Origin of the sequence: Pseudomonas savastanoi (assembly GCF_020917325.1) — a bacterium.
Taxonomy (GTDB): domain Bacteria; phylum Pseudomonadota; class Gammaproteobacteria; order Pseudomonadales; family Pseudomonadaceae; genus Aquipseudomonas; species Aquipseudomonas amygdali.
The window spans coordinates 3300502-3321674 of record NZ_CP076652.1 but is presented as its reverse complement, the minus strand read 5'-3'; the positions used below and the strand labels follow the sequence as shown (position 1 = coordinate 3321674).

The following is a 21173-nucleotide window of genomic DNA, read 5'->3' as shown; positions in this document are numbered from 1 at the left end:
GATGAGGACTGCTGGGCAGACCGTTATTTAGCGTGGAAATCTGAGCATCAGCCTTTCGTATGCGTAACCTCTTACAGGCACAACTTAAGGTAGGGATAATGACAGTAGTGGAATATTGCGTTTTCTAGGGATGGTCTGAAGCACGCGACTATTCAGGCGTGAATACCCAAGTCAAGGTGAAATTTACTTGAGTGGGGACAGCAAATCAAAAACGGCCCGAAAAAACGCTTTTCAAACCCGTTTTTTGCCTTGCAGAAGGGCCATCGGGCCCATTTGTCTCATGGCGGACGCACCTGTCCTGCCATGTCCAATAAACGTCGCCGCGACATCCATAGGTTCGACAAGGCAAACAAAGTGGTTCTATGTGCATGGTTCTTGGCCAGCCCGCGAAATCTCACCTTGACAGTATGGGCTCAACAGTTGATTGAGTGAGCACAACGTGCTAGCTCACTGCTTTGGGATTCTTAAGCTTCGGTATTCCCCGAATTTTGACCCAGTCTGACTACCTTTTTGGATGCTGTGGCGTTTTTATACGCCCTCATCTGACCTGTCATCAAATTTTTGGATCGCTTGCTGTTCAGCTTATAAATTATTGGTACGGCACCTTGGTTGGGATGCGAATACAGGTCGAACAAGAACTGATCTTTTTTGATATGAAATTCGAGATGGTTATAGTTGAAGAAAATTGTGCCGTCTTTCAGGCGCGTGGGGAAAGTTGTTGTCCAAATATCAGTCGGTGGTGAAACACTAACCTCCAAATAGTAGCCTGCTGGGAAGTTAGGTGCGCCGTCCGACAGTAAATAGTCCTTGATGGCAAGAGAGTCTTCTTCTGGCAAGGATATAGAATTGTAGTTTGGCCAGCCCTCTTGCGATGCTCTCCAGATGATGCTGAGCGCAAGGTAGTATATTTTCTTCGATTCTAGGCCTGGAACATCTTTAGCATAGAGGCTTGAGTCTTTAAGTCCCTTGAGATGATCATATATGATGGGCATTTCATTTGGTCTGGGCGCGATCAGCTTTGCGCAGTAGTCCTCTCCGTATGTGGAGAAACGGCGTTCGCAGTTTTTACCAAGCAGATACTGCGTCACCTGACGTCCGAGATTGTTAAGGCGATTGTCGTCCGTCTTGAACTGAGTTTTTGTCCCCTTTTTCTTCATTCGATCTATGTATTTATAAAAGTGCTTTGGCAAGAGATGGCTGTCTTGTAAATCATGCTCATCGTTGCAAAGCGCACATAATTTCTCGTTTTCAGCCATCTTGAATCCTCAATCATGCTCGTATGGTGGTGATGTCGGAGAGTCAATCGGCTGCATGTTCAACGTTCAGCTGAAAGCCTCAGGCCAGTCTATCGACTCACAGAGAGTCCGGTCGGAGCTATCCTCATCAATAGTCTGCTCGGCCTTAGGCTGGGGGCATCCTTTTGAAACCATCCAAAGCATGCCCTCAAATATGCCCCCGAATGTAGCAATCCACTGGAATTGAATGGATCTCCATGGTCTATGAAAAGGTAGAAATGATCAGCTGAACGGCCTGCCTGCCGACCCCTACAGACTATCCGGATCCCCAAAAAACATCTGAATCCGCGACCTCAACCAACGCTCTCCCGGGTCATTATCCTGCGCGCCCCTCCAGGCCATGTGCAGTTCGAACGTGCGGGTTTCAATCGGCAGGTCTTCAGACCGAACGCCCCCAGCGGCTGTTAGTACCTGCGCGGCATAGTCAGGCACGGTGGCGATGATGTCGGTGCCGGTCAGCAGTGTCGCCAGGCCATTGAACTGTGGTACGGCGAGGACGACGTGGCGTTTGCGGTCGATTTTTTCCAGGTGCTCGTCAATGAACCCGCTCAGGTCGCCGGCGAAGGAGACCAGTGCGTGGGGGCGGGCGCAGAAGTCGTCGAGGCTCAAGGGGCCGGGTATCGAGTCGGCGCGCAACAATTGCGGCTTGCTCCTGCGCAGAACCTTGCGCTTGGCGTTTGCAGGCAGGTCCTGGGTGTAGCTGACGCCGACCGAGATTTCACCCGAGGCCAGCAATGGCGGCATGAGGATGTAATTGACGCGTCTGACCACCAGCACAATCCCCGGAGCTTCAGAGCGCAGGCGTTTGAGCAGGGTGGGCAGCAAGGCAAACTCGACGTCGTCCGACAAACCGATACGGAACACCGAAGTGCTGGTGGCCGGGTCGAACTCTGAAGCACGGCTGACCGCTGTCGAGATGGAGTCGAGTGCCGGGGAAAGCAGGCCGAATATTTCTGTGGCGCGGGCGGTGGGCTCCATGCTCCGTCCGGTACGCACGAACAGTGGGTCGTCGAACAGGCCACGCAGACGAGAAAGTGCTGCGCTGATGGCTGGCTGGCCCAGAAACAGCTTTTCCGCCGCACGCGTAACGCTGCGCTCATGCATCAGGGTTTCGAAAACGATGAGCAGATTGAGGTCGACGCGACGCAGGTCGTTACGATTCATGCGGAATATCTCGGGCCATTTGTCGGTTGGGACGTGAGCAGGGTGCGATAGTACGAGCAAATGCGGGTCTGGCGCAGGGAAAATTAATGGCAAGGCCACGGAATGTCCACATGGCTTGCAATGTCTCGTCGACATGCGAACAATGGCGGCCATTACGCATCGTGGCTTCCAGACGCTTTCTGGCTGCGACATGCAGCTCACAGGACACAATCGATGACAGGCATGTCGACTATCAATAGCCACCGATAGTGTTCCCGGCAATGCCCGGATAAAGTTTGTGGCATCAAGGTTTACCAGGCGAGGTTCTAAATGTCCCGCACGATCCGTTTTCACCAGTTTGGCCCGGCCGAGGTGCTCAAGCTCGAAGAGCATCCTGTCGCGTCGCCTGTTACCGGCGAGGTGCAGGTGCGCGTCCAGGCCATCGGTGTCAGCTGGTACGACGTTCTCTGGCGACAAAATCTCGCGTCTACCCAGGCCCGGCTGCCTGCTGGCCTGGGTTATGAGATGGCTGGCGTGGTGACTGCGCTGGGCGATGGGGTCGACGATTTGCAAGTTGGCGACAAGGTCGCCAGCTTTCCGGCAGCCGATGCCAACCAGCACCCGGTCTATGGCGAAACCATCGTATTGCCGCGTCGGGCATTGACTCGCTACCCGGATGTGCTTTCGCCGGTCGAGGCCAGCGTGCATTACACACCGTATCTGGTGGCGTACTTTGCCTATGTTGACCTGGCGCGTATCAAGTCCGGGCAAACCGTGCTGGTCACCGACGCCAGCCACTGTTCCGGTCCTGCTTTCGTGCAGTTGGGCAAGGCGCTGGGCGTTCGGGTGATCGCCGCGACCAAGACCGAAGATGCCCGTGAGTATTTACAGTCTCTGGGTGCCGACAAGGTGGTGGTCACCGAAGAGCAGGACTTGCTGATGGCGATCAGCAAGTACACCGAAAACCGTGGTGTCGATGCTGTTTTCGATGGCCTCGGTGGCCCGCAGATGTCGATCATGGGTGATGTGCTCGCGCCACGCGGCAGCCTTGTGTTGTATGGCCTGCAAGGCGGTAATCAGACGCCGTTCCCGGCCTGCGCTGCGTTCCAGAAAAACATTCAGTTCTACGTGCACTGCCTGGGCAATTTCACCGGCAAGCCTGAACTGGGTATTACTCAGGATGAGGCTGCACTGCAACGCGCCTTGCAGCAGATCAATCAAATGACCGCCGACAAGGTACTTGCGCCGTTGCAGACACGCAGCTTCCCGTTCGAGCAGGTGGTGCAGGCGCACCGTTACATGGACGTCTGCCCGATTGGTGGGCGTGCGGTGCTGGAAGTCGAGTCGGTCTAATATTTTTTTGCCCTGTAATAAAAAAGCCCTCCGTTCTGGAGGGCTTTTGCATTCAGGAGTTTGGCGTTTCCTGCTCCTTCAATAATTGCTTGATGGATGACGCGAACTGACTGCCACCCTCTGCGGCGGTGTAGACGATGTGCAGTTGAATGTCGGTAACTGCAGCTTTGTTGTCTTTTCCTATGAATTGCTTCACAACTTCTGCATCTGGAAATTCCAGCGTCCAGTTCGATATCGCGCCTGTCCCTTCAAAAGGCAAATAGCGCCCATCGTCGAACATCAGCTCGCACAGCCAAGCTTCGCTGCCTATGCCCCGGCCGTCGTCCGACAGGCTGGAAGACAGCGCGATTTGCTGTTGCGCGCGCAGATTGGTCTTGAGGTACGGGTTGGACTTGCGTGTTCCGTACAAAAGCCTGGCGGCTTCGATATCCGGTCTGACCAGCGTGGTGCTGCCGGTCTGGTTAAGCACAGCGCAGAGGTTCTGCAAGCCGTCCGGATCACTGGATTGCAACTTGAAGGACACCGACACATGCTTGAGTTGGCGCAGATAGTGCCCGGGGTAATTACGATCAAAGTCAGCTGCTTTCAAGGAGAACATGAGCGGCTTGATGCTCAGTTCCTGCAAAGCTTTAAGCCACTTGCTGTCTTCAATGATCTCCATTTGGGATTTGAGCGAAATGGTTTTGCGAATGTTCATCCGCCGTTCGGAACCCTGCAGGTAGGCAGCCTCCATTTCCAGCACATCCAGTTGCAACGACTCTCCGGCCAGCATGCCACGGAAGTTGTCATTCCAGCCGCTGGTACGAATGAACTGCGGACGTTCGTAGTCACCCATTTCGTAGCGCCAGGCACCCTCGAGGGCAAGGCACATTGAAAGTACCGCATCGTAGGCCGGAGCGTAGATGGCAGCCATCCGTGCGACCAGCCAGTTGTAGGTAGGAAGGATGGTAAAACCGTTAGTCATGGAAACATAGGCCTCCTGCAATGCGACACGCTGAGCCTTGGCTTCTTCAACGCTGATTTTTGCTGCCTTGATAAGGATGTCCTGCTCGACAATCTGATGCTCAATAGTCTCTTGTTCATATTGAGCCAGATCGATTTCAAGGTTCCATTCCCGCGATCTGCGCTCGTATTCGGCTTCTGTGCTCAACCTGGCTGATAGATCGGCAAGTGACTGGCCCGTGATATGAGCGATAGCAATACCGGCACGTACTGGGGCAGAGTAAGAGTGCCCACCACTTGCAAGACCGAAGATGGTAGGCAACGCGCCAAGTGTTCCTGCGACGACTTCGGGTACTGAGACAGCGGATTGCATAGCTGACGAGAGGGTCTTGTACGTCATGGCAGCAGATTCAAGTGGGGTCCGCTCTTCGTTGAACTGACTCAAATAAAAGGAATGTCTTCGTTGTGCCGATTGGGTACTGGTGATCAGTGTCTGCCTGGCTGCCAGTGCAGCGTTCAGTGCTTCGGTCTGGAGCGTGACAGTGAAATCGGCGAGCTTGATCTGTTGCTCTTGCAATTGTACCGCCAGCGTCAGGTTTCCTTGTCTTTCCATAAGCAGTATGGCGTGACGACCCATTTCAATCAGCCTGTTGATAGCCTGCTGTACTTGAAACAGCTGTGCACGAAAGCGATAAGGCGGTATCAGGGCGGTGTCGCTGTTAAAGGTGGTGCGCAACCCGCTGCTTTTGCCTGACGTCTGTGCGAATGAATCCTCAGTTGCATAGAGAGGCAGGGTGGGAATGATTTTGCCGTCAAGTGTCAAGCCGTGTCGGAGGTTGAACAGGCGCTGATCGACCGTCTTGCGCAGATCGGTTAGGTGAGCGTTGAGCGGTTTACGGAACGCACCTTCGGTTACGTCTTTGAGTGGCTGTGCCGTCCAGTTGTCCACTCCCGACGTTTGGGTAATCGGTCCGATCAATTTGAGTGCTTGTTGATAGCTGAGCCAGGCCTGGGTGAGGCTGTCTCGCGTCAGTTGTCGATAATAGTGATCGCCCTCGCGCTGCCAATGCTCTACCAAAAAAAGGAACACGGCCTGCCGATAATGACGGGACGAGGTGAAGGCCCGTGTCGCCGGGTCAACAGAGTCGTCAAGTTGCGACGTGCCTGTGCTGATGTCGGCAAGCGGACGAGTGCTCCATAGTGCTGGTTGGCCTTGTTCGCCCTGTCCGATACGGTACGGGTCAAAGAGGTGCTCAGTACACCAGCTCAACGCCTCCTGAAACTGTTTTTCCTCGCTGAGGCGCGAGGCAACCAGAAACGGCAGATGCATGAACAATTCGCGGAAGTAGCGCCCGTTAGCGCCATGAAAATCCACCGGTACCGTATTTTCTGTTTTGATGGCAGGCTCCAAAAGCATCTGGGTATCCCATGCCAGCACGCGATCGACCGACTGCGTGGCCCGGCTGACCAGTTGCTTGCCGAACAGAGTGTTAAGCCGGATGGTGCTGAAAGGGAGGTCTTGCATACCAGTGAGTTGCAGGTAAAGGGCCTGTTCCGGGGTGCGGGTGATTTTGCAGTCCCATTGAGTGGACGTTCGAGACGAGACTATTGTGACTTCGTGGAGTTGATTGACCGCCCAGTGGTTCACCCCCACCAACCCCACTTGATAAGTACCAGGTGAGATCTCATCAAGATCTGCTTCGATAAACGCATCCCCATTGGCGACTACCTCTTTTCTGGCACGCTCTACGAACGTTTCGTCAGCGGCAGTTTTGGTAAGGATTTTCAGCTGTATGGAGGCAAAGGCGGCATCACCCTGAAGGGCAGACGATGCGCCGTTGGGCAGCGGTATTTGCTGCAAAAAGTTGAATGAAATACGTAAGGTTTTGTTCAGTGGTCTTTTTACATAAGTCGATAGCGTGCTTGGCGACGCCTTGACTGGAACGAAGGTGACAGGATGGTTGCGGGTGGCGTATCCGAATGCTCCTGGGGTTCCCACTTCAGACGTGAAAATTAATGTGGCAGTTAGATTTCCGTTTGTTGATGTGGTTTTGAGATCCAAGGTTTTTATGTGTTCAATCAAATATTCGGGTGTTTTTATTGTGTTGTTTTTTCTGAAAAAACCAGAGAAAATTTTTGTGATTAAATTGCCTGCTGCGTTGCCTGTACGGCCATTTAGTGAGTCGAGCATTGTTTTTAAGACGGCCTTGATTTGTTTTGTAGTGGGTGATGATATGCCCATGATGTTGAGTATTTTGGTAAGGTAGAGTTCAAGTCCGGTATCATGCTGAAAGTCTTGCATGGCGAGTGCTTCAATAGAGTTTACCTGTGACGTGTTTTTCATAAGAAACACTGAGATAGGGTCTTCAGTGTTATTCAGGTTTGTTGTAGGTTTCACAGGGAAACCGCTTTCAGGAAGTTGAAACTCAAGCTTGGAGGATTGGCTGGATAAGACGTCACCTGCGTACACGTGCTGAATCCTTCGAGCGTCTTTGTACTCAGCATAAAATGCAGGAAAAAGTTTGCTTTCGTTGCCGTCTTCGTTTACGTGCTCTTCGCCTATCACTTTTTCATCAATCAACAACAAATCACGCACCTGAACAAAAAAATCATAATCTTTTGTTCCTAGCGCATCCTTCTTTTTGCCTGGTAATTTTGGCTGACCTTTTACAGGGTTCTCTCTTTCAGGCTTGTCTTCTGTCGTTGCATCATAAAGCAGCGCGATCAACCAAGGGTCGTTCTCTCGCTTACCATGTTTATCTACAACGGTAATCAGCCCAGGCTTGTAAGTGTCGTCCTTGAGGTAATTGTTGTTTTCATCCGGTAGTCGCATGCCATCCTTTGTCCCGTCGAGAGCCAACAACTCATTCGCCGGGCTCCATAACCCGTCTATCTGCTTGTAGCAGTAGTACACGGTAATCTTTCTGAACTTTGTAGGTGTCTGCTTCGTTTCGTCTGCGCTGGGGATCGGAGAGGTCGAGCGTTCGACCCAGATCACATAGGGGCGTCCGGCTATGATAATCGGACGAATTACGTCCAGTGTTTGCCCATCTTCGGTTGATGTCTGAACTATCTGCCCACTGATGGGCAAGCCGATTTTTTCCCATTCGCTCCAGGCGAGGGGGCTGAGTTGACCTTTGTCATCACGCTGGCTGATATCCAGCGAGCGCCAATAGTATTCAGTCGGCTCAACGTTGGTTTTGCCGATGAAATGGTAGGTGTCACGTACCGGGTCAAAGCCATCCATATAGCCACTGACCACTTGCAGGTTGCTGACCTGCTCGAACTTGCCGATATAGTTGGCCACCGCCAGTTGAACCATATCACTGGTCAGTTTGCCCTGATTCAGTTCGTTTTCCAGCTCAACAAATGGCTGGCTTTTACCGGGCCGCAGGCTTGGTTGAATAAGGTTTTCCGGATGGTTGAGCTGCTGATGCCAGCTCCGCCAGCGCGCGTATTGATTGCAGTATCGACGCCATTCGTCGTCCGCTTCGGCGATGATGTTCCTCGCGGCGGCTTCATAGCCCGGTTCCAGATGCGAAAAAAACCGGCTCAGGTAATGCTGCACACTGGCCGTTGCATGCGCCACCCGGCTGGTCATGACCTCGTCGGAAACCTGTACGTCAGTCAGCAGCAGGTTGGACAGATCGTCGGCGTCGGCAGCAGTGGAAAACCTGTAGTCAGGCGTGTTGGGCAAGTTGATCAGCAGGTAGCCAACCAGTGCATCTCGCCACGCTTCGTTGAGCGGAATATTGATAGCGTGCTGCTCGGCCTCATCACAACTTGCGAACAACAGCGTGGCAAGTGACTGAACCTGTCCATAGGATGATTTTGCATCCAGTGCAGTCAATGCGATAAGCGACTGGCATGACAGCCCTGTCTTCTGGCAAAGCAACTGTAAGCGCAGGACCTGATCGACATCGGCGACATTGAAAGCTCTCTTCTGAATCGGTTTGGCTTCAGCTACTTCTTTGGGTGCCGTGTTCAGCAGCCCATTTAAAGGGTCCCCGGTTCGCGTGCGGTCAGTAAAGCCGAGAATCTGACCTTTAAATTTTAAGAGTTTGCCACTTTTCTTCAGGTACTCAGCTCTTTCCTTATTTTGCGAATAGACTTCAGTGAACTCATCCGGACTAACGATCAGCGGTCCAGGGTTATCGCTTAAAAATTTTTGAAACGACATGAATATCGGCTTTATCCCTGAATACACATTGTTGATGTCCAGGGTCCAATAATAGTTTTGTGCAATATATGAGACTCCTCCATTCCCGTTGACGGTGTCTCTGGAGCTCTTGTCCAGGCTGGCGAGGTAATCGGCAAATGTCTTACGATCTGGTTTGACGATAACTTTGGTGGCCTCTGGCGCAGGCTTTGGCTCCGGCAGATACGTAGTCCCCACGGCACATAGCGTTTCTTCAGCGTTCCAGCCAATCAACTTCGCCAGTCGCTCTGCCGCTTCAAGTCCTGTTGACTCGTCCCCATCGCTGTTGATGGCCTGCAGATAATCCAGAACATCGGACTCCTGATAGCCAGTCTCCTGAGCGCGTTTGACCCAATTGCCAAGGCATGAAAGCTGGTAGCACAGGTCAAGGCTTGATCCCGACTCGTCCAAGGCCATTTGCTCAGGGTATTCCAGTAGCAACTCAAGCCCGGCGGGGCTGAGGTTGAAGCGCATGATCAGTTCGGCATGGCGTTTTAGCTCTGACCACATGACGAATGCGCTTTTGCTGAACGTGTTCTGGCTGCCCGCCTGAATTGCGTTGTTTTTTATTTCATTGAGCAAGGTGGCGGTACTGATGTCGAGCCAGCGCAACAGGAGCAATACGTGCTGTTCACTCAATATCGATCGACCAGGCTGATTGCTATTGCCTGACAGCGCCGCCCCCAACGACTTGATAACATCTTCCTGAGCGATCAGCGCCCCATTGATCTGCGCGGCGAAGGCCTCACCGGTTTTGAGGTAGGCATCTACATCCAGTGCATCACTCTGTGCTAACGCGCCCGCCAGACAGATTGAAATCTGAGCATTGATCGCCGCCAAGCGGTCCTGGCCCTGGAATACGGGAATTGCCTTGACCCAGCCATCTGTGTCAATCAGAGGGTTGAAAAGCTGCAGCCAGGTATTCTTGTCGTCCTTGAGTGCAACCTGCTGCACAGCGGCCAATGATGCAAGTCTGGCTTCTGTCAGCGATGATTTGCCCAGCCGATCTGCAGATTCCGTGATCAATTCCAGCCAGTCGGCCGGAGCGGGGAGCGTTTTCGCCTCGATATCCGGCGTGGGCGTCAGCAGCAACGCCAGTAGATCCAGACCGATGTTTTGCAGCCTCGCCCACTGAGTGAGGTTCACCGCAGCCATTATCACGTCGAGGATGTCCGGCTGATCGTCTTTATCAAGAAGCGTCGGTGCGCCAGCCAGTTGCTTGAGCAGGTCGTCGTTGCCGATGAACAGCAGCGACATCAGACCGGCCCCGGCCTGCGGCGATAGCCTCAACAGGCGCGGCAGGTAAACCTGACGATATAATGCAGAAAACAAGGTCAGTGATCGTTTGGGCAGTTTTGCCGGGGCGCCTTTTGCGGCGGGTTGCTGGAATCGCTGTGTAGTTGCAACGAAATCTCTGGCGGTCTGTTCGTCGATCTTCAATGCGTAGCACATCTGCGCCAGCGTAGCCTGGCCCGCGTCGGTATCCAGATCGAACTCAGCGTCATCGAATATCACTCGGGTCTGATTGCTGTCGTTACCGTTGGCGGCCTGCGCACCCAATACGGTATCCAGAGCGGGCAATGCCTGACCCACCGAATATACCGGCAACGCGCCAAGCATGGTCGCAAACTGCCATGCGCTGACCTTGAAATCACGATGCAGGTAACGGAACACGCTGATTGCTCGCAACGTGTTGGCGGTAAAGTGGAAATCTTTGGTTTGACCTTCTGCACGCAAGGCGGACATTACCAGCGTATCGACGTCAGCGAACGGCATGCCGAGGAAGTGCTGCAAGTGAATGAGCTTGTGCAGGCGGGCGAAATGGCTGGCGCTGACGTTGGTCAGTTGCTGGCCTGACGAGCTGTCAGCGGGCACTGTAATGGCGATTGCCGGGCTGCTGGCATTGTTGATAAACGAGGCACCGTAAACCTGACTGGCTGCAACCTCTGTTTGCGATGCGACAGGGAGGTGTTCGGAACGTTTTACCGTGGTGCTGAAGCCGGTCTGCTTTCCATCGTCCGTACTTTTGAGGGCAAGCAGGTCGTAAAGGTCCTGTTCGCTCAGTCCGGTCTGGTGGCGAAACAGGGCTACATCGCTGATCGCCAGCAGAGCCTCGGTTGCGCTACCGGCTACGCCGTAGGCAGTTTTGAAAAAATCGGCTTTTGCCGCAGTCTCATTGTCCAGCAGCAGTGTGTGCAGGGACGGGTCAAGGCCGCTGCCCGAGAGTATGGCCGCGCGCAGGTCTTTCTGGCGGAAATTCTGGTAGCAGAAGTTGGGATAATCATAAGACGCAAGCTTGTGCACATCGAACAGCGTGATGCCCTTCTGCTCAAGCACCGCCCGCATTTGCTGGAAAGCCAGATGGAATGGCAGCGTTGCATGACTGCCCGATGCGGCGATGGCATTCGGCAATGGTGTAATGCCGGCCAGCATCTGCGCGGGATGAGCGAGTATATCGATCACCAGTTTTAGCGCGGATACGGTCTGGTGGGCGCTGGTTTCGTCAAGCAGCAGATCGCCCAGCGCAGGGCGTCGGACACCGAGTTTGATGGCCTTGTTGTCGGCCATTATTTCCAGCTTGATGGCTCGTTGATACAGATCGCTCAGGTAGGCGAGAGGCCCGTCGCTGGAATCCAGTGCGCCCGCGGAGGTGGTGTGCGCTAGGTTTTCCGGAAACAGACTGGCGTAGGTAGGGGATGAGCTGTTGTCGAATAAGGCGAATGGCATGGCCATGGTTGTACGTCCTTGTTGGGTTTGAAAACTCCTTGTGCGTCTTTAATGCAGAGCGCATTGATCAAGCTTAGGACAGAGTGGGTCGATGTCGGTGAGTGCCGCTTAGAACCTTTGGCGATGATCGAGACAATTGAATGCCGGCTGTGTGATATTTCACCTCGACAATGCCGCGTCGGGCACGATGCTCTTTATGGCTTCATTGAAAGTACCGGTTCAGTTTCGCTGAACGAAGGTAAATATGGAGCTGTGGGCGACATGAGTATTAAAGTTTAATCAATCTGTCAGAATGCGCACAATGCCACTGGTGTTTCCTACAGGGCAGGGTAAAAGCATCATTGCATGTCGATACGCTCTTGCTCGCCGGGAGCTTCCTATAGAGGGATCTGGCGTGGAGTATAATTGGCAAAATAATAAGTCCTTGGCTGCTGAATGAGTGAGGCGTTTAAACGCGTTGTCTAATACGGCCGCCTTATGTAAACATTCTGCGTTGTTTTCAAAAGAAAACTGTCTATTGTAATTGTTTTGAAGATATTGATAATGCGTCGGTAATTACCACTCAGGGAATGAGTCATGCTCGACTATAAACTTGGTTGTCAGCTTGATGTTCAATGTTCTGCCTGCACCGTGTCGCGTCTTGAGCGACAGGCAGGTGACACACAATGAGTTCTATCCACGAACAGGCAATGAATTACGTCTATCAGCAAGTTCTGCAACGTTTGCTGGGGTATTTCACCCGTGCGGAACGCACTGCGTTGCAGTTGTTGATTCAGCGATTGATTGTCGCGGCTGGCGGGATCGAGCGAATTTCCGGTTTCAAGGTGCTGGTGGCGTTCGGCGGAGGCAAGGACAGTGCCTACACGCTGGCCTTTTTGCGCGCCGCCCAGTTGAGCATTGCCTGTCGATCGCCCGGTACGTTCAATTTGCGGGTTGCCAACCGACGTCACGCGGGCATGACACCCGCAGTGATGGATAACATCAACCGCACCTATTCAGCATTGTTTCTGTATGACGACCCGCGCGTCGAAACGCTGGTGATCGACAACCAGTACACCCAGGCCTTCGAGCCGGATCTGCCTTTCTCCAGCGCAGGGCGCGAGCAGAATCGCCTGGACATGCTGCTGGGTGGACACCTGTCCGCAGGTGACGCCCGCACCACGTTTTGTAATACCTGCTACCTGGGGCTGGCAGAATTTCTGGGGCGTGCGTTGAGCTGGGGTAACGGTGTCGATGCTGTGGTCAGCGGCGATTCACGCAGAGAGCAGCGGCAGTATGCGACGTGGATCATGCGCCTGGCCCAGCGTACCGGGCAGTACACGGGTAGTTGGGGCAGCCAGACGCTGACCGGCGTACTCAAGGTCATCGACACGATCGGCCAGGCGTATTACCACGAACTGTACGGGGACGGCGAAGACAGCCCGCGGACAAACCGATCCATATCGGTCCCTGAAAAAGCCAACGCGCCAGCCTTTATCACCATCGCCGATCTGGTCAGCTGCAAGGCGGATGAGCACTGGAACCTGCTGACCGAATTTCTTGATTTCCGCTTCGATGATCTGTCGTTCGGCTTCAGTGAGTCCGATTGCGCCAATCCTTTGCTGATGGCTCATATGCGGGGCCTGACTGCGCAGTACCTGCAAGAGCGCAATTATGCCGACGGGATAGCCGAATACCTTGAATTGGCAACATCGCTGATGCGCAGAAAGCAGATGCCGCCGCGATTGATCGATCAGGCGCTCAGCGCTTATGCCGGGCGGGCGCAAATCGAAACGCGTCGAGAGCTGGCTTCAGGCTTCGCTCAGGAGGGGTTTGGTCTGAACGAGACTCAACTGGTCTGCATGCTGTTCTCGCCATTCGTCAATCAGGGCGATGGCCTGGAATCATTTCTGCGCCGTTGCCATCCCGGCATGCTGGTGGCACTGCCGGATCTGCACAAGGCGCTGTCAGGCTCGACGGCCCCGGATCAAGTGATGCAGTGGTTGGTGGATATCAGCGGACTGAACCTCAAATCGCTGCAAAACCTCTACGGCAAACAACGGGTGAACTTCGATGACCCGCATTCGATCATCGCCAGAATTCGCGCTGCCGATCCTGACAAACGCCGAATCATGACCGTTGACCCGGCGACCGGTCAGGCAGTGGTCGAGATGCTTTCCGGGCGCTGAACCGGTTTCGGATCATGGCTGCTGTCGGCAACCGGCACCAGTCATGTCGCGACTTTCTAAAGCCTGGTCTGGCTGAGCGGCGGATACCTGGATGAAAAACAACACGGATTTCGCCTATCAGGCGGTTTACCGCTACCTTGTGCGGCTGGTCGACCAGCAGCAAGGCGAGCTGGCGCTGAAGATGCCGTCACTGCGACAGCTGGCGCAGCGACTGAACGTATCGATATCCACGGTACAAAGCGCCTATTCGCTGCTGGAGAAGGAAGGGCGCGTCTATTCGCTTCCCAAGTCCGGCTATTACTCGGCACCGTGCAGCGGGAACAGGGAAGGGCGAGCATGCCCTGACAGCGATGGCGATCTGTTGCACGTACTGTGCGATAACGCCCGTCGCCCGGGCATGTCGCTGCTGGGGTGCGATGAACCGACCCTTCTGCATGCACAGGAAAGTCCGCTGCCGGCAATGGAGCAAGAACTGGTTCGCCGTTACCCGCGCCTGCGGGAGCCAGGTTTTCAGCCGTTCGGCGAGCCAGAGCTGCGCACCGCGCTGGCAGCCCGCTATACCCGCGACGCGGAACACTGCTGGCACGCTGACAATGTCTATGTCGCCCCGGACCTGCATGGGGCGTTCAAGGCCGTTATCGAAACGTTGGGGTTGCGCGGCGCTGTGGTACTGGTGGAGTCGCCTTGCGCCTGGGCGTTGCTGCGCTTGCTGCAATCGGTCGACATCCGCGTTATCGAGCTGCCACTGGACGAGACCGGCAGCCTTGATCCTGCTCGACTCGATAGCCTGTTGCGCGACAATGATATCGGGCTTGCCGTGTTGCCTTCTTTACTGAACCCGGTGCGAGGCAGCATGCGCCCGCCGGGTAACAGCGAGGCCGTTGCGCAAGCGTTAAACCGCCACCAGGTCTGGGTGCTGGAAAATGACAGCCATGCGGGTGTGCAATTTGCTCACGAGCAGGTCCCTTTGCGCCACTGGGTTGACCCACAACGGCTGGTGATTATCGGCGCATTTGACAAGAGCCTTGGGCCTGAAGCTCCTTACGGCTACCTGCTGTGCAAAACCCTTGAGGTGCGCTGGCAGCAGTATTTCTGGCTGCGAGCATTCGAACTGCCGCCGATTCGTCAGCGAGCCATTGCCAGATTGTGCAGCAGTGGGCGTCTGGACAGGCAACTGGTGGCGTTGCGAGAAACGCTGGTCAGACGCATGCAGTCGATGACACAACAACTGGATGAACAGACGGGTGGAACGTTGCGTTATCAGGTACCCGAGGGCGGCTGTGGCGTCTGGGCCGAGAGCGTACACCCCGTGGACATGCGCCAGGTCTTCGACAGGCTACTGGCCCAGCGCATCGTCATTACTCCCGGCGAACTGTTCAGCCTGCAAAACCGCTATGGGCAGCATTTGTGGATCAGCTACGCCATCGACTGGAGCCAGGATCCGGCCGCGCGCCTGGGCGCGTTGGGAGAAGCGTTAGCACAGGCGCGTCTGCCCTAGACACTTACATCTCAGGCCGTCGATCCATTTATGTTTGCCAGACGTGATTCAAGGCTGTTAACTGGACGCCTGTCCAGTATTCACAACCTACGGCTTCCCAGCGCAGTGACCCCGACCGCCCCTGTAAAACCCGACTCCGAGCCAGCCCTCATCAGTGACTCGCCTGCACGTTATGTCGTGGCCGTGCGCGCACTGTGCGAGTTCACCGCCAAGGTCGGCGATCTTGACCTGCGCTTCACACCCTCGCCAACGGCTCAGGAAGGGATTGCCGGACACCGTACGGTCGCGTCGCGTCGTGGTGCTGACTACCAGGCCGAGCTCTCATTGAGTGGTGACTATCGCGAGCTGACGGTAAGGGGCAGGGCGGACGGGTACGACGCCGGTCGCAATCAATTGGAAGAAGTGAAGACCTATCGCGGCGAGCTGGATGCGATGCCTGCCAACCACCGTCAATTGCACTGGGCACAGGTGAAGGTCTACGGCTGGCTGCTTTGCCAGCGTCTGCAACTGGAGCAAGTGACGCTGGCACTGGTGTATTTCAACATTGTCAGCGAGCAGGAAACCCTGATTCGCGAGTCATTCAGTGCAACGACGCTGCAACAGTTCTTCGAGCAACAGTGCACGATATTCCTCGGCTGGGCGCAGCAGCAAATGGCGCATACGCAGGCGCTGCACAAGATGCTGGGCAGCCTGAAGTTCCCTCATGCGTCCTTTCGTACCGGGCAACGGGTGCTGGCCGAGTCGGTGTACAAGGCGGTGAGCACCGGCTGTTGTCTGATGGCTCAGGCACCCACGGGCATCGGCAAGACGGTGGGCACGCTGTTTCCATTGCTCAAGGCGGCGCCCGGTCAGCAGCTCGACAAGATTTTCTTTCTCACCGCCAAGACTCCCGGGCGTCGGTTGGCGCTGGATGCGCTTGAGGTCATCAATCATGGTGCGCCGGAGCTAAAGCTGCGGGTGCTGGAACTGGTGGCGCGGGACAAGGCCTGCGAGCATCTGGACAAGGCTTGTAACGGAGATTCCTGTCCACTGGCCAATGGCTTTTACGATCGTCTGCCAGAGGCGCGCGCCGCTGCACTTGAGTCGCCCTGGCTGAATCAGGCCAGCGTGCGCGAGGCCGCACTGCGGCATCAGGTCTGTCCGTATTACCTAAGTCAGGAACTGGCACGCTGGGCCGATGTGGTAATCGCTGACTACAATTATTACTTCGACCTCAGTGCGCTGCTGTTCGGCCTCGGCCAGCTCAATCAGTGGCGCGTGGCGGTGCTGGTCGACGAAGCGCACAACATGGTAGAGCGGGCCCGGCAGATGTACAGCGCCAGTCTTGATCAGAGCCAGTTGAAAGCCCTGATCCAGACGTCGCCCGAACCCGTTAAAAAAGCCTTGCAGCGTCTCGACCGGCAATGGAATGCGCTGCACAAAGTGCAGCCCGCTGCCTATCAGGCGTACTCGGCGGCACCGGAAAAACTCATCGGCAGCCTGAACCAGTGCATCTCGACCATTGGTGATCATTTCAACGAGCACCCGCAGACAGTGGATGGCACGTTGCAGGGTTTCTATCTGGAAGCCATCGGCTTTGCGCGCATCGCCGAGCTGTTCGACGAGCATTTTATATTCGACATCACCCGGCGCGAGGCGGGCGGCAAGCGCATTCTGTCGCGCCTCAGCCTGCGTAACGTGGTTCCAGCACGCTTCATCCGTCCGCGCCTGACCGCTGCGCGCAGCACCGTGCTGTTTTCCGCAACGCTCAACCCGCGGCATTACTATGCGGACCTGCTCGGGCTGCCGGTCAACACCGCGTGGATCGATGTGGAATCACCGTTTAATCACGACCAACTCGACGTGCGGATTGTCAGCCGTATTTCCACGCGTTTCACTCATCGTCAGGCTTCGCTGGCACCCATTGTCGAGCTGATGGCCGAGCAGTTCGAAGCGCGGCCGGGTAACTATCTGGCGTTTTTCAGCAGTTTTGAGTACCTGCAACAAGTGGCTGAACTGATGGCGCAGACTCATCCGCACATCACCCTCTGGCAGCAGGCGCGGGGCATGGGCGAGAGTGAGCGCCATGCTTTTCTCGACCGCTTTACCCTGAGCAGTCAGGGCATCGGTTTTGCCGTACTGGGTGGTGCCTTTGGTGAGGGCATCGACTTGCCGGGCGCGCGTTTGATCGGCGCATTCATCGCCACGCTGGGGCTGCCGCAGCTCAACCCGGTCAACGAACAGTTCAAGCTGCGCATGGCCGCATTGTTCGGTGCTGGCTACGACTACACCTATCTTTACCCCGGCGTGCAGAAGGTGGTGCAGGCAGCGGGGCGGGTGATCCGCAGCCAGAGTGATCGTGGCGTGGTGATGCTGATCGACGATCGTTTTGCCGAGCACAAGGTCAAGCAGCTGTTTCCGGCGTGGTGGCGGCCTGAAACGTCAACGGCCTAGGGATCGATACTCAAGCAGCGCTGTCGAACTGCCAGTAAACTGCCGCATCGATTATGTTTTTAGCTGCAGCAAGTCTTTATTTTTTCTCCGTATTTCATTTCTTCGTGGAGGTTGTATGAGTCTCAGTCCTTTCGCCGGCAAGCTGGCACCTGCGCAGTTACTGGTCGATATTCCGAGACTGGTCACGGCTTACTACACCGGTCAGCCTGATGCATCGGTGCCCACTCAACGCGTTGCGTTCGGCACTTCCGGGCACCGTGGCACGTCGTTCGATCTGGGCTTCAACGAGTGGCACGTGTTGGCTATCAGCCAGGCGATCTGCCTGTACCGTAAGGCAAATGGCATCGACGGCCCTTTGTTCCTTGGGGCTGATACCCATGCGCTGTCCACGCCAGCCGCCGCCACTGCTCTTGAAGTGCTGGCCGCCAACGGCGTTGAGGTGATGATCTCGCAAGGCGATGAATACACGCCAACCCCTGCCGTGTCTCACGCCATTATCTGTTACAACCGTGGCCGTACTTCGGGGCTGGCTGATGGCATCGTCATTACGCCGTCGCACAACCCGCCGCAAAGCGGTGGCTTCAAGTACAACCCGCCCAATGGCGGCCCGGCTGACAGTGATATCACCAAGTGGATCGAGAACAAGGCCAACGAACTGCTGGCCGGGAAAGTCACTGGCGTTTCACGCATCAGCCATGAAAAAGCGCTGTGTGCCGACACCACTCACCGCCATGATTACGTCAACACTTACGTAGCCGACCTGAAGAACGTCATCGATCTGGACGCTATTCGCGATTCGGGCCTGCGTCTCGGTGTCGACCCGCTGGGTGGGGCCGGGGTGAACTACTGGTCGGCGATTGGCGAGCATTACGGCCTGAATCTGGATGTGGTCAATAAATTTGTCGACCCTACGTTCCGTTTCATGACCGTTGACTGGGACGGCCAGATTCGTATGGACCCGTCTTCCAGCCATGCCATGCAGAGCCTGATCGGTCTCAAGGACCGTTATCAGGTGGCATTTGCCTGTGATCCGGACCACGACCGCCACGGCATCGTGACTCCGAGCGGTGGCCTGATGACGCCCAACAGCTACCTGGCGGTGTCCATCGACTACCTGTTCCAGAACCGTCCCGAGTGGCGCGCCGATGCAGCGGTCGGCAAGACCGTGGTCAGCAGCGGCATGATTGATCGTGTGGCTGCGCGCCTGGGCCGACGCCTGTACGAAGTGCCGGTCGGCTTCAAGTATTTCGCGGAGGGCCTGTTCGAGGGTTCGCTGGGCTTTGGCGGTGAAGAAAGCGCTGGTGCCTCGTTCCTGCGCCGCGACGGTACGGTCTGGACCACTGACAAGGACGGTCTGATTCCGGCCTTGCTGGCTGCGGAAATGACTGCCCGTACCGGTCGTGACCCGAGCGAAACGTACAAGACCATGACCGACGAGCTGGGCGAGCCGTTCTCGACCCGCGTCGACGCCAAGGCCAACCCGCAGCAGAAGGCGCTGCTGAGCAAGCTGTCGCCAGAGCAGGTGACTTCCACCGAGCTGGCGGGTGAGCCGATTCAGAAGGTGCTTAGCAACGCACCGGGTAATGATCAGGCGTTCGGTGGCGTGAAAGTCATGACCGAAAACGGCTGGTTTGCGGCACGCCCTTCAGGCACCGAGGACATCTACAAGATCTACGCCGAGAGTTTTGTCAGCGAAGATCACCTCAAGCGCCTGGTAGCAGAAGCTCAAGTGCTGGTGGACGGGGCGATTTCGCCGAAGTAATCACCGCTCTGGTCAACGCCCGAAAAACCTCGAACCTGACCCGGTTCGGGGTTTTTCAGCTTTTGACCTGTGGTTCAGTCGCGATAGAAGACCTGCACCAGGTGATAACCGAATTTGCTTTTGATCGGGCCGTGCACCACGCGTAGCGGCTTCTTGAAGATCACCTGATCGATGGCACCGACCATTTGCCCTGGCCGGACTTCGCCCAGATCGCCGCCACGTTTGCCGGACGGGCAGCTAGAATGCTTTTTAGCCAGCACGTCAAACGCCTCACCCTTGGCAATGCGCAGCTTGAGCTGTTCGGCCTCTTCGGCGGTCTTCACCAGAATATGGCGGGCTTGGGCTTTCATGTCGCAATATCACCTGCTGCAAAAGGCTGCCATTATGCCTGCACTTGCTGATCGACGCCCGCGCGTCACGCGTGCCGTCATGACGGTCGTCGTCTTTTTACTTCATTTTGTACGGTATTGATTATGGATTTTCCGGCGCTGTTGAAGATTCTGGCCAGTCAGGACGGATCGGACCTGTATCTTTCCACCGGAGCGCCGCCGTGCGCCAAGTTCAACGGCGTGCTCAAGCCGCTGGGCAGTGAAACCCTCAAGCCTGGCGAGGTGGCGTTGATTGCCCAGGGGCTGATGGACGAGGAGCAGAAGCTCGAATTCCTGCGCGAACTGGAGATGAACCTTGCCGTTTCGCTGGCGGGCATCGGCCGGTTCCGGATCAACATCTTCATGCAGCGTAACGAGGTGTCCATCGTCGCGCGGAATATCAAGCTGGATATTCCGCGTTTCGAGGACCTGTTCCTGCCACCCGTACTGCTCGACGTGATCATGGAAAAGCACGGTCTGGTGTTGTTCGTCGGTGCCACCGGTTCGGGCAAATCGACCTCGCTGGCGGCGCTGATCGATTACCGCAATCGCAACGCCAGCGGCCATATCATCACCATTGAAGACCCGGTCGAATTTATCCATCGGCACAAGAAGTCCATCGTCAACCAGCGCGAAGTGGGGGTCGATACCCGAAGCTTCCGCGCGGCGCTGAAGAACACGTTACGTCAGGCTCCGGATGTGATTCTGATCGGCGAAATTCGTGATCGCGAGACCATGGAGCATGCGCTGGCGTTTGCCGACACCGGCCACTTGGCGATCTCCACCCTGCATGCCAACAACGCCAACCAGGCGCTGGACCGGATCATCAACTTCTTCCCGGAAGAGCGTCGTGCGCAGTTGCTGCATGACCTGGGCAACAACCTCAAGGCGTTCGTCTCCCAGCGACTGGTCAGAACCCCGGACGGCAAACGCCGTGCAGCGGTGGAAGTGATGATGGGCACGCCGACCATTCGCGACCTGATTCAGCGCAACGAACTGACCGAGCTCAAGGGCATCATGGAGAAATCCGGCAGCCTCGGTATGCAGACCTTCGACACGGCGTTGTTCAATCTGGCCGTCGAGGGGGCGATCAGCGAGGAGGAGGCGCTGAAGAATGCCGACTCGCAGAACAACGTGCGTCTGCGCCTCAAACTGCACAGTGAAGGCGGAGTCGCCAGCCTGACGACGCCGCCCCCGGCCCCGACCGGCAGCAGCACGGCAAGTACCGCCGAGTGGGGGCTGGTCGATGACGACGCGCCGGGGCCGCAGGCGTAAATCGGTGAAGC

Annotated in this window: 10 protein-coding genes and 1 pseudogene; 6 read left to right on the top strand and 5 right to left on the bottom strand. The window is 55.9% G+C overall.

Annotated elements, in window-relative coordinates; translation table 11 throughout:
* Positions 1-278: 278 nt before the first annotated feature.
* From KP808_RS13840 to KP808_RS13830, 3 genes and pseudogenes are all read right to left on the bottom strand, one after another.
* Positions 279-404 (bottom strand): annotated as a pseudogene (locus KP808_RS13840) (IS5/IS1182 family transposase); the annotation flags it as partial.
* A gap of 60 nt (positions 405-464) precedes the next feature.
* Positions 465-1256, bottom strand: coding sequence for a hypothetical protein (locus tag KP808_RS13835; protein ID WP_058408125.1), 792 nt, complete (start codon positions 1254-1256; stop codon positions 465-467).
* 288 nt (positions 1257-1544) lie between these two features.
* Positions 1545-2459, bottom strand: coding sequence for a LysR family transcriptional regulator (locus KP808_RS13830; RefSeq protein ID WP_002553328.1), 915 nt, complete (start codon positions 2457-2459; stop codon positions 1545-1547).
* Positions 2460-2768: 309 nt separating this feature from the next.
* Between KP808_RS13830 and KP808_RS13825 the strand changes: the two genes are divergently transcribed.
* Positions 2769-3791, top strand: coding sequence for a zinc-dependent alcohol dehydrogenase family protein (locus tag KP808_RS13825; RefSeq protein ID WP_058408124.1), 1023 nt, complete (start codon positions 2769-2771; stop codon positions 3789-3791).
* Between the two features lie 52 nt (positions 3792-3843).
* Here KP808_RS13825 and KP808_RS13820 read toward each other — a convergent pair whose 3' ends face one another.
* Complete coding sequence (locus tag KP808_RS13820; protein WP_230016308.1) at positions 3844-11664, bottom strand: Tc toxin subunit A-related protein; 7821 nt, start codon at positions 11662-11664, stop codon at positions 3844-3846.
* Between the two features lie 659 nt (positions 11665-12323).
* Here KP808_RS13820 and KP808_RS13815 point away from each other — a divergent pair.
* The 4 genes from KP808_RS13815 (at position 12324) to pgm (ending at position 19519) form a co-directional block, all read left to right on the top strand.
* Positions 12324-13826, top strand: a complete 1503-nt coding sequence (locus KP808_RS13815; protein WP_230016307.1) for a hypothetical protein — start codon at positions 12324-12326, stop codon at positions 13824-13826.
* A 91-nt stretch (positions 13827-13917) separates the two neighbouring features.
* On the top strand, positions 13918-15324 hold the full coding sequence (locus tag KP808_RS13810; RefSeq protein ID WP_230016306.1) for an aminotransferase-like domain-containing protein: 1407 nt from the start codon (positions 13918-13920) through the stop codon (positions 15322-15324).
* A gap of 105 nt (positions 15325-15429) precedes the next feature.
* Positions 15430-17757 carry an ATP-dependent DNA helicase gene (locus tag KP808_RS13805; protein ID WP_230016305.1) on the top strand — a complete coding sequence of 776 codons (2328 nt, stop codon included), beginning with the start codon at positions 15430-15432 and terminating at the stop codon, positions 17755-17757.
* A 115-nt stretch (positions 17758-17872) separates the two neighbouring features.
* Positions 17873-19519, top strand: a complete 1647-nt coding sequence (pgm, locus tag KP808_RS13800; protein ID WP_230016304.1) for a phosphoglucomutase (alpha-D-glucose-1,6-bisphosphate-dependent) — start codon at positions 17873-17875, stop codon at positions 19517-19519.
* Positions 19520-19593: 74 nt separating this feature from the next.
* Here pgm and KP808_RS13795 read toward each other — a convergent pair whose 3' ends face one another.
* Positions 19594-19869: a peptidylprolyl isomerase gene (locus tag KP808_RS13795; RefSeq protein ID WP_002553334.1), complete on the bottom strand. Its 276-nt coding sequence runs from the start codon at positions 19867-19869 to the stop codon at positions 19594-19596.
* 123 nt (positions 19870-19992) lie between these two features.
* On the opposite strand from KP808_RS13795, the gene KP808_RS13790 reads away from it, so the two are divergent.
* Positions 19993-21162, top strand: a complete 1170-nt coding sequence (locus tag KP808_RS13790) for a PilT/PilU family type 4a pilus ATPase (protein WP_230016303.1) — start codon at positions 19993-19995, stop codon at positions 21160-21162.
* Positions 21163-21173 lie beyond the last annotated feature (11 nt).

Coding starts and splice junctions, on each gene's coding strand:
- KP808_RS13835 (WP_058408125.1), bottom strand. CDS start 1,256: ATGGCTGAAAACGAGAAATTATGTGCGCTTTGCAACGATGAGCATGAT.
- KP808_RS13830 (WP_002553328.1), bottom strand. CDS start 2,459: ATGAATCGTAACGACCTGCGTCGCGTCGACCTCAATCTGCTCATCGTT.
- KP808_RS13825 (WP_058408124.1), top strand. CDS start 2,769: ATGTCCCGCACGATCCGTTTTCACCAGTTTGGCCCGGCCGAGGTGCTC.
- KP808_RS13820 (WP_230016308.1), bottom strand. CDS start 11,664: ATGGCCATGCCATTCGCCTTATTCGACAACAGCTCATCCCCTACCTAC.
- KP808_RS13815 (WP_230016307.1), top strand. CDS start 12,324: ATGAGTTCTATCCACGAACAGGCAATGAATTACGTCTATCAGCAAGTT.
- KP808_RS13810 (WP_230016306.1), top strand. CDS start 13,918: ATGAAAAACAACACGGATTTCGCCTATCAGGCGGTTTACCGCTACCTT.
- pgm (WP_230016304.1), top strand. CDS start 17,873: ATGAGTCTCAGTCCTTTCGCCGGCAAGCTGGCACCTGCGCAGTTACTG.
- KP808_RS13795 (WP_002553334.1), bottom strand. CDS start 19,869: ATGAAAGCCCAAGCCCGCCATATTCTGGTGAAGACCGCCGAAGAGGCC.
- KP808_RS13790 (WP_230016303.1), top strand. CDS start 19,993: ATGGATTTTCCGGCGCTGTTGAAGATTCTGGCCAGTCAGGACGGATCG.